13 protein-coding genes are annotated in these 12,525 nt (G+C 60.7%); all 13 read left to right on the top strand.

Features of this window, described 5'->3' with window-relative positions; all coding sequences use genetic code 11:
- The first annotated feature begins 120 nt into the window (after positions 1 to 120).
- The 13 genes from dapD (at position 121) to BAD_RS02505 (ending at position 12,512) form a co-directional block, all read left to right on the top strand.
- Entirely contained in the window at positions 121 to 1,113 is a 993-nt protein-coding gene (dapD, locus tag BAD_RS02450; protein ID WP_003808416.1) for a 2,3,4,5-tetrahydropyridine-2,6-dicarboxylate N-succinyltransferase, read from the top strand.
- Between the two features lie 49 nt (positions 1,114 to 1,162).
- Positions 1,163 to 1,642, top strand: a complete 480-nt coding sequence (rlmH, locus tag BAD_RS02455) for a 23S rRNA (pseudouridine(1915)-N(3))-methyltransferase RlmH (RefSeq protein ID WP_033499393.1) — start codon at positions 1,163 to 1,165, stop codon at positions 1,640 to 1,642.
- A gap of 57 nt (positions 1,643 to 1,699) precedes the next feature.
- Positions 1,700 to 1,831 (top strand): hypothetical protein, encoded by a 132-nt coding sequence (locus tag BAD_RS09355; protein WP_003808418.1) that lies wholly within the window; start codon positions 1,700 to 1,702, stop codon positions 1,829 to 1,831.
- Positions 1,832 to 2,015: 184 nt separating this feature from the next.
- A complete protein-coding gene (gene prfB, locus BAD_RS02460; protein WP_003808420.1) occupies positions 2,016 to 3,146 on the top strand; it encodes a peptide chain release factor 2 in 1,131 nt (376 codons plus the stop codon).
- Positions 3,147 to 3,169: 23 nt separating this feature from the next.
- Positions 3,170 to 4,408 carry a cell division ATP-binding protein FtsE gene (gene ftsE, locus BAD_RS02465; protein WP_003808422.1) on the top strand — a complete coding sequence of 413 codons (1,239 nt, stop codon included), beginning with the start codon at positions 3,170 to 3,172 and terminating at the stop codon, positions 4,406 to 4,408.
- Positions 4,408 to 5,331 carry a permease-like cell division protein FtsX gene (ftsX, locus tag BAD_RS02470; protein WP_003808425.1) on the top strand — a complete coding sequence of 308 codons (924 nt, stop codon included), beginning with the start codon at positions 4,408 to 4,410 and terminating at the stop codon, positions 5,329 to 5,331. The genes ftsE and ftsX overlap by 1 nt, the downstream gene beginning before the upstream one ends.
- Positions 5,332 to 5,418: 87 nt before the next feature.
- Complete coding sequence (locus tag BAD_RS02475) at positions 5,419 to 6,843, top strand: CHAP domain-containing protein (RefSeq protein WP_172458545.1); 1,425 nt, start codon at positions 5,419 to 5,421, stop codon at positions 6,841 to 6,843.
- A 128-nt stretch (positions 6,844 to 6,971) separates the two neighbouring features.
- The gene (gene smpB, locus BAD_RS02480; RefSeq protein WP_003808431.1) at positions 6,972 to 7,451 is read left to right on the top strand and encodes an SsrA-binding protein SmpB; all 480 of its coding nucleotides are present in this window, start codon (positions 6,972 to 6,974) and stop codon (positions 7,449 to 7,451) included.
- A 126-nt stretch (positions 7,452 to 7,577) separates the two neighbouring features.
- Entirely contained in the window at positions 7,578 to 8,525 is a 948-nt protein-coding gene (locus BAD_RS02485) for an ABC transporter substrate-binding protein (RefSeq protein ID WP_011742922.1), read from the top strand.
- A gap of 110 nt (positions 8,526 to 8,635) precedes the next feature.
- Complete coding sequence (locus BAD_RS02490) at positions 8,636 to 9,571, top strand: ABC transporter substrate-binding protein (RefSeq protein ID WP_011742923.1); 936 nt, start codon at positions 8,636 to 8,638, stop codon at positions 9,569 to 9,571.
- A 187-nt stretch (positions 9,572 to 9,758) separates the two neighbouring features.
- The gene (locus tag BAD_RS02495) at positions 9,759 to 10,688 is read left to right on the top strand and encodes an ABC transporter substrate-binding protein (protein ID WP_033499228.1); all 930 of its coding nucleotides are present in this window, start codon (positions 9,759 to 9,761) and stop codon (positions 10,686 to 10,688) included.
- 34 nt (positions 10,689 to 10,722) lie between these two features.
- Positions 10,723 to 11,706: an amino acid ABC transporter permease gene (locus tag BAD_RS02500; RefSeq protein ID WP_003808439.1), complete on the top strand. Its 984-nt coding sequence runs from the start codon at positions 10,723 to 10,725 to the stop codon at positions 11,704 to 11,706.
- 11 nt (positions 11,707 to 11,717) lie between these two features.
- A complete protein-coding gene (locus BAD_RS02505) occupies positions 11,718 to 12,512 on the top strand; it encodes an amino acid ABC transporter ATP-binding protein (protein WP_021913646.1) in 795 nt (264 codons plus the stop codon).
- The last annotated feature ends 13 nt before the right edge of the window (positions 12,513 to 12,525 follow it).

A 12,525-nucleotide genomic window follows, 5' to 3' on the forward strand; every position in this document is an offset into this window, starting at 1 on the left:
GGTTTCGGACGTGCGCATGCGCCTGCCATGGCTTGCCGCTACAGTGTTTCAAGGAACGAAAGAACCTAACGAATCGCTGGAACCGGTCTACGGCTCCGGCATGGTCAAAGGAGCGTACACATGACTGAACAGCGCACCGCATGGGGTTGGGGTCTGGCAAGCATCGATGCGGCCGGCAACACCCTTGACGTGTGGTATCCGGAACTCACGTTGGGCGAGGCTCCGGCTGAAACCTCGCGTCCGAATCACAACTTCGGCGCCATCGCGCATGACGAGGCCGACGCGCGTGGCGTGCGCCGCATGCCCGTGTTCACCGTGTCCAAGCTGGACGAGCCGATCGAGGACGCCGCCGACGCCTATCTGCGTCTGCACCTGCTGAGCATGCGTCTGGCCAAGCCGAACACGTTGAATCTCGACGGCATTTTCGCCAAGCTCAACAACGTGGTGTGGACCAACTACGGTCCGTTCGCCGTCGATGATTTCGCTTTGCGCAAGCTTGACGTGATGGCCGCCACCCGACAGTCCGGAGCCGTGTTGGCGCCGCACGTCGATGTGAACGTGCTGTCGATTGACAAGTTCCCCCGCATGGTCGACTACGTCGTGCCGACCGGCGTGCGCATCGGCGACGCCGACCGCGTGCGACTGGGCGCGCACCTGTCCGAAGGCACCACCGTCATGCACGCCGGCTTCGTGAACTTCAATGCGGGCACCCTCGGCGTCTCCATGGTCGAAGGCCGCGTCTCGCAAGGCGTCGTGGTCGGCAACGGCTCCGACATCGGCGGCGGCGCGTCCATCATGGGCACCCTGTCCGGCGGCGGCAAGCTCAAGAACTCCATCGGCGAGCACTCCCTGCTCGGCGCGAACGCCGGCATCGGCATCTCCCTGGGAGACAACTGCGTGGTCGAAGCGGGCCTGTACGTCACCGCCGGCACCAAGGTCACCATCTACGACAAGGCCAAGGTCGCCGCCGGCGAACCGCTCGAAACCGTCAAGGGCGCCGAACTGTCCGGCAAGGACAACATCCTGTTCATCCGCAACTCCGTGTCCGGCCGCATCGAGGCGCGCTACCGCAAGACCGGCATCGAGCTCAACGAGAAACTCCACAAGAACTGAAAACGGAATGGCGGAGAGCGTCATCCGCGCTCTCCGCAAGAGGAAACTCGTGAAAATCACACTGATCACCGTCGGCAAGGTCAAAGAGAAGTATCTGCGCGACGCCATCGCGGAATATTCGAAACGACTGGGCCGGTATTGCAAGCTCGGCATCGTCGAAGTGGCCGACGAGAAGACACCGGAGCATGCCAGCGACGGACTCGAACGGCAGATCAAGGCCAAAGAGGGCGAACGCATCGCCAAACATATTCGTGACGATGCGTTCGTCATCGCCCTCGCCATCGAAGGCAAGCAGCTCACCAGCGAACAGCTCGCCGCGAAAATCAACGACCTCGGACTCCACGGCACCAGCCATATCCAGCTCATCATCGGCGGCTCATTGGGACTCGACCCCGCGATCCTCAAACGAGCCGACTACCTGCTGAGCTTTTCCAAAATGACGTTCCCGCACCAGCTGATGCGGGTGATTCTGCTGGAGCAGATCTATCGCGCATACAAAATCAACGCCGGAGAACCTTACCACAAGTGATTTTCGAGGCGTTTCGCAAGAAACGCTAAGTAGGGGCGAGCCGGTATAGTGGCGCGTATGAGTGACTACAGGGACGAACGCGAGCAGCGAGAACGCCGTCGCCGCACCATGGTGCGCACGGTGTGCATCGTCATCGCCGCGGCGATGCTGCTGAGTCTGGTCATTCCTGCGATCTACGCGGGGCTTTGACGCCTTCGGGCCCGTATGATCCGAAACGGGCCCCGGTTTCCCGTATGCGTGCGGACAGGTTCGCGGTCCGTCCATGTGGGAAATGGATGTGGGCACGTGGAAAAACCTTATGGATTGTGCGGGAGCCGTGGACGGCTCCATGTCAGAATAGTCAGGAACGTAATAGAAATGTATGGTGTAAACGATGGCAGAATTTGATTACTCCGAGGCGATCAGCGAAGCGCGCGCCAAATACGAGTCCATTTCCAAGGCCCTCGACGTCGATCGACTGACCGCCGAGGCCAAGGACCTTGAAGTGAAAGCGGCCGAACCCGGATTGTGGGACGATCCGGAAAACGCACAGAAAGTGACCAGCAAGCTGTCCGCGGTGCAGTCGCAGCTCAAGCGTCTGGCATCCGCCGACCAGCGCATCGAGGACGTGGAGACCCTGGTCGAGCTTGGCCAGGAGGAAGAGGACGCCGACACGTTGGCCGAGGCGAAGGCCGAAGTCGAAAGCATCCAAAAGGATCTCGACGATATGGAGATCCAGACGCTGCTTGACGGCGAATACGACGAACGTTCCGCCGTGGTGACGATCCGTTCCGGCGCCGGCGGCGTGGATGCGGCCGATTTCGCGCAGATGCTGCTGCGCATGTACCTGCGTTGGGCGGAACGCAACGGATACAAGGCCAAGGTCATGGACACCTCCTACGCGGAAGAAGCCGGCATCAAGTCGGCCACGTTCCAGGTGGACGCCCCGTATGCATACGGGCGACTGAGCGTGGAGGGTGGCACCCACCGTCTGGTGCGTATCTCCCCGTTCGACAACCAGGGCCGCCGTCAGACCAGCTTCGCCGCCGTGGAAGTGGTTCCGCTGGTCGAAGCGACCGATCACATCGACGTGCCGGATTCCGAAATCCGCGTCGACACCTACTGCTCGTCCGGTCCTGGCGGACAGGGCGTGAACACCACGTATTCCGCGGTGCGCATCACCCACATCCCGACCGGCATCGTGGTGACCATGCAGGACGAACGCTCTCAGATTCAGAACCGCGCCGCCGCCATGGCCGTGCTGCAGTCCCGACTGCTGGTGCTGCGCCACGAGGAGGAAGCCAAGAAGAAGAAGGAGCTCGCCGGAGACATCAAGGCCAGCTGGGGCGACCAGATGCGCTCGTATGTGCTGCATCCGTACCAGATGGTCAAGGACCTGCGCACGGGGTATGAGACCTCGCAGACCCAGGCTGTCTTCGACGGCGACATCGACGAGTTCATCGAAGCCGGCATCCGCTGGCGTCACGAACAGCGTCGCGCGGCAGCCGAGGAACAAGAAGCCTAAGCGATAGGCGGAGGGAAAACACGATGGCGCTGATCTCGCTTGAACATGTGAGCAAAGTCTATCCAAAGGGCACGCGTCCCGCATTGGATGACATCAGTCTTGACATCGATCGAGGTGATTTCGTCTTTCTTGTGGGCGCGTCCGGTTCCGGCAAGACCACCTTGCTGAGCCTGCTGCTTCGCGAGGAGGAAGCCACGGATGGCGAGATCCGCGTCGCCGGCAACGATCTGCGACGCCTGTCCGCACGGCAGGTGCCGCATTATCGCCGGCAGATCGGCTTTATCTTCCAGGATTACAAGCTGCTCAACAACAAGACGGTATGGGAGAACGTCGCCTTCGCACTTGAAGTGATCGGCACAAGCCGTTCCACCATCAAATCGCTGGTGCCCAAAGTACTGCAGACGGTGGGGCTCACGGGCAAGGAAAACAACTACCCCCATGAGCTGTCCGGCGGCGAAGCGCAACGCGTCGCCATCGCAAGGGCGTATGTGAACCATCCTCAGATCCTGCTCGCCGACGAGCCTACGGGCAACCTCGACCCGACCACATCGCTGGGCATCATGGAAGTGTTGGACGCCATCAACCGTACCGGCACCACCATCGTCATGGCCACACACAACGAAGAGATCGTCAACTCCATGCGCAAACGCGTGGTCGAATTGCACACCGGCAAGATTGTGCGCGACGAGCAGCAGGGATCCTACGATTCCGCGCTGTATTTCCCGGATGCCGAAGTCGAGTCGAAATCGCACCAGGCATTGGGCACTTCCGACCCGAACGCGAAATACCGTCGACAGAACGCCATCGATTCAACGAACGCTCCTGACGACACCGTCGACGTGGAAGGCGCGACGCGCGCCGAAACCGTGGTGAACGCCGTGGATGTGGTCGCCGCTGCCGTCCATGACGGACAGGGGAACGACGGCATCGCCCGTCTTGCCAAATCCGTGCATTCCGGACGCACCGGCCGTTACGGCGAGGCCTTCGCGTCAGTGGAGACCACCTTGACCTGGGGCAAGGGACTGAGCCTCGAACAGATGGCCGACCAGGAACAGGCCGAGCAAACCGAACGGAACGAACAGGCCAAGACCTCCGCTGAAAATGATGCCTCCGAGACTGGTGCCGACGAAGCATCGGCGCTGTCCGCTCCGCCTGCACCGCCCGTTCCACCGACCCAAACCGAGCCTCCGACACCGCCCGAACCGCCCGTCCCGCCGGCACCGTCCGATGAAAACCCTGAGGACACCAAGGAGCACGACTGATGCGTTTTCGTTTCATCCTTTCCGAAACATGGAACAGCCTCAAGCGCAATGTTTCAATGATCATCTCCGTCATGCTGGTCACATTCATCTCCTTCCTGTTCATCGGCGTATCCGGCCTGATGCAGGCACAGATCACCGCCGCGAAGGGCGAATGGTACGACAAGGTCGAAGTGGTCGTATGGCTGTGCCCGGACGGTGCCAGCCAGGCGGCGTCCTGCTCGTCGGGCAAGGCGCCTTCCAACCAGGAGATCGTCGATCTGGAGAACGTGATCAACGAGGAAGCCGGCAACATCGTCTCCAAAATCACATATGTGAGCCGTGAGGACTTCTACAAGAACACCTTCCTCAAGCAGTATCCGAACGGCGAATACCAAGGACGCGTGCTCACCGCCGCCGACATGCAGGGGTCGCTGCGTCTGAAACTGAAGGACCCGACCAAATACCAAGTGGTATCCGAAGTGTTGAGCGGCCGCACCGGTGTCGAGGAAGTGCAGGATCAACGCAAGATCTTCGACCCGGTCTTCTCGGTGCTGAACCGTGCGACGGCGGTCACCGTGGCGCTCGCCGGCGTGATGATCCTGGTGGCCATCATGCTGACCGGCACGACGATTCGCATGAGTGCCGCCTCGCGTAAGAACGAGACCGAGATCATGCGACTGGTGGGAGCCTCGAACTGGACCATCCGCCTGCCGTTCGTGTTGGAAGGCGTGTTTGCGTCGCTGATTGGTTCGCTGCTCGCCTGCGGAACGTTGAGCGCCATGGTGAAGCTGTTCATCACGGATTGGCTGTCGAAGAGCGTGCAGTGGATGCCTCTGATCAACCAGAAGACGGTATGGCTGCTTGCACCGGCCCTTGTGGTGGGAGCCGTCGTGCTGTCGATCGTCGCGTCCAGCATCTCGCTGAGGAAGTACCTGAAGGCATAAACCGGCGGAGTGCTGAACGAGATGTTCAGCATATTTGAAGTTTGCTGGATACAATGTCGAAATAGGTGGATTTCGGGAAGGGAATACATGTCTAGGAAAATGACGAGACAGGTGCGGCCCATCGTTGGACTGATGCTTGCTTCGGCTATGTTCTGCGCCGGCGGCGTCGCGGTCGTCGTCGCGCCGGCTCCGCAGGCGCATGCCGTGAGCATGTCGGAATACCAGGCGAAGGTGTCGAACCACGCCAAGCTGAAGTCGCAGCTTGTCGGCGTGAGCAGCGATCTCGCCGACACGATTCTGCAGTTGGCCGATTTGAACGACAACCAGATTCCTGCGGCGGTCGAGGCCGCGGAATCTGCCCAGCAGGCGGCAGAACAGGCGCAGAGCCTGGCGGAAGCGACCACGCAGCGGTTGCAAGCGGCCCAGCAGGACAAGGCGAACCTTGAGGAGCAGATCAAACAGACCGGCTCCGACTATGATGACGCCAAGGCCGCCGTCGCGCAGCTCGCCCGCGAAAGCTTCCACGGCTCCAGTACGTCGGATGTGCTGGATTTTGTCACCGATTCGACGACCGCCGACGATTTCGTCAACAAGATGCAGTCGCAGGCCGCGGTCACGCGAAGCGAATCCAACGCGGCAACCGACGCGGCGAACGAGCTGAACACGTCGATGAACCGTAAGGACCGTCTGGGCGCCATCGAACAGAAGATCACTCAGCTCAAGGAGCAGGCCGACCAGCAGGCGGCAAGCGCCCAGCAGGCGGCAAGCGAGGCCAGCGCCAAGCAGACCGCCCTGCAGAAGCTGCGTGACGAGGGCACGGTGAAACGTGAGAAGCTCGAATCGCAGAAGAGCCAGCTGACAACGCAGAGCGCCAAGGAAGCGGCGGACATCGTCGCCATGAAATCGCAGATCGATTCATGGAACAACCAGTACAACAATTCCAACAACGCCGCTGTCAACCCCAATAACAACCAGCAGCAGTCGCGTCCGAACAACAACACGAACTACAATCCCGCTCCCGCGCCTGCACCTGCGCCGGCTCCGACGCCCAATAACAACAATTCCGGCGGCGCCGGCGGCATGAACTATGCGGTGCCCGGCAATTGCCCGGCCGGTTCCGGATACTGCTACGGACACAACACCGGCAACACGGTCGGCGGTGCCGCGTATCCGTCCCGCCAGTGCACGCTGTGGGCATACCTGAGGCGTTCCCAGCTGAGCCTTCCGGTCGGCTCCTACATGGGCAACGGCGCCGATTGGGCCAATACCGCTCGTGGACTCGGATACCTGGTGAACAACACCCCGCATGTCGGCGCGGCGATGGTGTTCGCGCGCGGCCAAAGCGTAGGCGGACATTGGACCGCCGACTGGCAGTACGGCCACGTGGCCGTCGTGGAACGCGTGAACGCCGACGGTTCGGTTCTGATCTCCGAAGGCGGCACTGGCTTCGCGACGTTCCCGGCTTGGGAAACGATCTCCAACGCCGGAGCCTACCAGTACGTCCACTACTGACGGTTCCGTTCCAGACATGAAACCACGGCAAGCGCGCCGTCCGCATCGTCGGGCGACGCGCTTTCGTGATATGGTCGACGGAGTCGCGTTGCATACACTGATCGAAAGAACCGGGAAGGAGGTCCGACATGGCCAAGGAACAGGGAACCAAACCGATCGCGCAGAACAAGAAGGCGCGTCACGACTACGCCATCGAAGACAAGTATGAGGCCGGTCTCGTGTTGACCGGCACCGAAGTGAAGTCGCTTCGTGAAGGACGGGCGTCGCTGGCCGAATCGTTCATCACCATCGACCGTCGTGGGGAGATGTGGCTTGAGGGAGCCAACATTCCCGAATATCTCAACGGCACGTGGAACAACCACGCACCCAAGCGCAAGCGCAAGCTGCTGCTGCATGCGGCGCAGATCGACAAGCTGGCCCGCCAAACCCAGGCCAAGGGATTCACCATCATTCCGCTGAGCCTGTATTTCAAAGACGGCCGCGTCAAGGTCGAGATCGCGCTCGCCCGAGGCAAGAAGGAATTCGACAAGCGCCAGTCGCTTCGCGAGGAGCAGGACAAGCGTGAGGCGCTGCGAGCCATGCGATACGCCAACAAGCAGGTGCGATAAATCGGAAAAATTCCGGTTTCACATAGTGAAAGAACGCCGATTCAGGAAAATTTTTGTAACACACCCTCTTTACGCTAGGATACGGTTCGGCTGAACAGGCCGATATGAATCCATAGGAGAGGGAACATGCAAGCAGGAAAAGCCCTGAAAACCGCCGCCGCGTTCATGTTGAGCGTGGCCATGCTCGCCACCGGCGCGGCATGCGGCACCAGCGACGACAGCGACGCCTCGGCGTCGAAATCCAGTTCGAAGTCCAGCGAACTGACCGGTTACGATGTTTCCGGCGTGAAGAAGGACGACGCGATCGCCAAAATGCTGCCGGATTATGTGAACAAGGACGGCAAGCTCACCATCGGCATGGATACGTCGTACGCGCCGGCCGAATTCCTGGCCGCGGACGGCAAGACGCCGGTCGGCTTCGACGTGGACATCGCCAAGGCGCTGGCCGGAGTGTTCGGTCTTGAGGCCGATCCGGAAACCGCGAACTTCGATTCGATTATTCCGGCCGTCGGCGCCAAGTACGACATCGGCATCTCGTCGTTCACCGTCACCAAGGAACGCCTCGAGGCGGTCGACTTCGTCAGCCACTTCAACGCCGGCTCCGCATGGGCCGTGAAGAAGGGCAACCCGAACAAGGTCGACACGTCCGATCTGTGCGGCAAGAAGGTGGCCGTGCAGACCGCCACCATGCAGGAGACCGCCGCCAACAAGATGGCCAAGCAATGCAAGGCCGATGGCAAGGCGGAGATGGACGTTATCTCCAGCAAGTTGCAGACCGATGTGACCACCAACGTCGTCACCGGCAAGGCCGACGTGTTCTACGCCGATTCGCCGGTCGCCGGCTACGCGATCGCGCAGACCGACGGCGAACTCGAAACGCTTGGCAAGACCGAAGGCATCGCCCCGGAAGGCATCGTCGTCAAGAAGGGCGACCAGCAGATGGACGAGGCCCTGCAGAAGGCCCTGCAGAAGCTCATCGACGACGGCACCTACATGAAGATCCTCAAGTACTGGGGTGTTCAGGACGGTGCCATCAGCAAGCCGGAGATCAACACCCCCGGCACCAACGAGTGAATGTTTCGGAACTTTTGCGTCCGTTAATACGCTCGTAGCAATCCGCTCTTAGGTTATGCCATAGCCACGTTTGGCTGGTTGATTTGGCTGGGTTGAAGAGAGGACTTGCCATGATGAGGAACCTGAAAGGTTGGGCGGCGCTCGCGTTGAGCGCGGCGATGGTCGTCTCGATGGGAGCCTGCGGAACCTCCGACAAAACGGATTCCCAAGCTTCCGTCGATTCGAATTCGTCGTCGACCACCGGTTACGACGTGTCCGGCGTGAAGAAGGACGAGAAGATCGCCAAGATGCTGCCGTCCTCCGTCACCAAGGACGGCAAGCTGACCGTCGGCATGGATACGTCGTACGCGCCGGCCGAGTTCCTGGCCGCGGACGGCAAGACGCCGGTCGGCTTCGACGTGGACATCGTCAAGGCGTTAGCGAAAACGTTCGGCCTCGAGGCGGATCCGCAGACGTCGAATTTCGATTCGATCATTCCATCAATCGGTTCGAAGTACGATATCGGCGTCTCGTCGTTCACCATTACCCCGGAACGCATGAAGGCCGTCGACTTCGTCAGCATGTTCAAGGCCGGTTCCACGTGGGTGGTCAAGAAGGGCAACCCAGGCAAGATCGACACGTCCGACCTGTGCGGATTGAAGATCGCGGTGCAGACCGGCACCACACAGGAGGAGGAAGTCAACAAGGGCGCCGAACAGTGCAAGGCGGACAACAAGCTTGACATCCAGATCCTGTCCAACAAGCTGCAGACCGATGTGACCACCAACGTCGTCACCGGCAAGGCCGACGTGTTCTACGCCGATTCGCCGGTCGCGGGTTATGCGATCTCCCAGACCGACGACCAGCTTGAGGCCCTCGGTGAGGACGTCGGCGTGACCAAGGAGGCCGTGGCCATCAAGAAGGGTGATTCCGACACGGCCAAGGCGGTGCAGGCGGCCATGCAGAAGCTGATGGATGACGGCACGTACATGAAGATCCTCAAGCATTGGGGCGTCGAATCCGGCGCCGTCGACAAGGCCGAGATCAACCCGACCGATTTGGGCTGATCGGCGCACTGACGCTGCGGGCGTAGGGGCATCGGACGTATATAGATCGATGCCCCTACGCTTTTTGCCGATTAACGTCGGCGTAGCATTGCGGTTTTATCGTGTGCCTTTGGAATACTGGACGTCTGATTGGCAAATGGACGATTACCGTTCAGTGGATGGGAAGAGAATAGAAGGAGAACCCACTATGTCGTTGAAATTCAAATCGTTTGCCGCTCTCGCGCTGAGCGCGGCCATGATGTTCTCCGTCGCCGCATGCGGCACCACGGATTCCGGTGACGCCAAAAGCGACTCGAAGGCGAAGAACACCACCGTTGGTTACGATGTGAGCACCATCAAGAAGGATGACGAGCTGGCCAAGCTGGCCGCCTCCGCGAAGACCGTCAAGGACGGCGAGCTGTCCGTCGGCATGGAACTGTCCTATGCTCCGGCCGAATTCTACGCCGAAGACGGCAAGACGCCGGTCGGCTACGATGTGGACATGTCCAAGGCCATCGCCCAGACGCTGGGCCTGAAGCCGAAGATCGTCTCCTCCATGTTCGACACCATCGTCCCGTCCATCGGCTCCAAGTACGATCTGGGCATCACCGCCATGACCATCACCGAAGAGCGTCTGCAGTCCGTCGACTTCGTGAGCTACTACCGCGCCGGCTCCACGTGGGCCGTGCAGAAGGGCAACCCGAAGAAGCTCGACACCTCCGACATGTGCGGCGCGAAGATCGCAGTGCAGACCGGCACCGTCCAGGAGGACGAGGCCAACAAGATCGCCAAGGGCTGCAAGGCCGACAAGAAGGCCGAAGTGATGTCCTACAAGCGTCAGGCCGAAGCCGCCACCGCAGTGGCCACCGGTAAGGCCGACGTGTTCTACGCCGATTCGCCGGTCGCCGGCTACGCGATCTCCCAGACCGACGGCCAGCTTGAGGCCCTCGGCGACGTTGAAGGCGTGGCCAAGCAGGGCATCGCCATCAAGAAGGGCGACCAGCAGCTCGACGAGGCCGTGCAGAAGGCCGTGCAGAAGCTGATGGATGACGGCACGTACATGAAGATCCTCAAGCATTGGGGCGTCGAGTCCGGCGCTCTCGACAAGGCTGAGATCAATCCGACCGACCTCAACTGATCTCATCAGATAGATAGAAAAAGGAAACAGCATCATGGCGAAGAAACAAGTCGACGGCGACGGCCTCGATATTCCCAATCGCATTAAAGCCTTGCCCGTCAAGCGTACGGGTCCGATCGTGGCGGCCATCATCGTCGCGCTCTTCGCCGCGATGCTGGTGCAGGCTTTGGTCACCAATCCGCGTTTCGAATGGAATGTGGTCTGGAAATACCTGTTCAACGAGAACGTACTGGAAGGCATCAAGTACACGCTGCTGCTGACCGTCATCTCGATGGTCATCGCCATCATTCTGGCGGTCATTCTGGCGGTCATGCGCAAATCCATCAACCCGGTGCTGCGCGGCGTGAGCTGGTTCTACATCTGGTTCTTCCGTGGAACCCCTGTGTACACGCAGCTGGTCTTCTGGGGTCTGTTCGCGGTGCTGGTGCCACGTATCGGCGTGGGCATCCCGTTCACCTCAATCGAATTCTGGAGCATTGACTCCCAGTCTGTCATCACCGCGTTCAACGCCGCATGGCTGGGCTTGGCCCTGAACGAAGCCGCCTACCTGGCCGAAATCGTGCGCGCCGGCCTCGAGGCCGTCGATCCGGGGCAGACGGAAGCCGCAAAGGCCCTCGGCATGAAGCGCACGCTCATCATGCGTCGCATCGTGCTGCCGCAGGCCATGCGCATCATCATCCCGCCGACCGGCAACGAGTTCATCGGCATGCTGAAGACCACGTCGCTTGTCAACGCCGTGCCGTTCACGCTGGAACTGCAGTTCGCCACCACGGCGATCGCGACCCGTCTGTACAAGCCGATTCCGCTGCTGATCGTGGCGTGCATCTGGTATCTGGTCATCACCTCCATCCTGATGGTCATCCAGTCGCGACTCGAAAAGCACTTCGGCAAGGGCTTCGACGCCCGTCCCGCCGGAGCCCGCGGCAAGCGCACGCCGCTACCGGGCAAGACCTTCGGCGAACCCAAGGATGACGTCGACAAGCAGAACGAAGCCACGTTCGCGGGAATGACCGCGTGAGGGGAATGACCATGAGCGAAATCACAACCAACGAAATCGTTCCCGCCGTCAAGGCGACCCAGGTGCACAAGGCCTTCGGCAACCTGCACGTGCTCAAAGGCATCGACATGACCGTCATGCCCGGCACCGTCACCGTGATTCTCGGACCGTCCGGTTCCGGCAAATCCACGTTCCTGCGTCTGATCAACCAGCTGGAAACCCTGACCGGCGGCGAAATCGACGTCGACGGCGAAATGATCGGCTACAAGTACGTCGACAAAGGCGGCGAACGTGTGCTGCAGACCCTGAACGACAAGGAAGTGGCCGAACAGCGTTCCAAACTCGGCATGGTGTTCCAGCGCTTCAACCTGTTCCCGCACATGACGGCTCTTGAAAACGTCATGGAGGCTCCGGTCCACGTCAAGCACATGGACAAGAAGGAAGCCCGCGAACTCGCCATTCAGGAGCTGAACCGCGTCGGCATGGGGGAGCGTCTCGACTACTATCCGGCACAGCTGTCCGGCGGCCAGCAGCAGCGCGTGGCCATCGCCCGCGCGCTTGCCATGAAGCCGGAGATCATGCTGTTCGACGAACCGACATCCGCGCTCGATCCGGAACTCGTCGGCGAAGTGCTCAACGTCATGCTCGACCTCGCCAAGGAAGGCATGACCATGGTGGTCGTCACCCATGAGATCGGCTTCGCGCGCGAGGTCGCCGACCAGATCGTCTTCATGGACGGTGGCGTGGTCGTCGAACAGGGCGGACCGGAGATCATCGACCATCCGAAGGAGTCGAGGTTTAAGGACTTCTTGCAGCACGTCCTGTAGCAAGTAAGGCTGT

Origin of the sequence: Bifidobacterium adolescentis ATCC 15703 (assembly GCF_000010425.1) — a bacterium.
Classification (GTDB): domain Bacteria; phylum Actinomycetota; class Actinomycetes; order Actinomycetales; family Bifidobacteriaceae; genus Bifidobacterium; species Bifidobacterium adolescentis.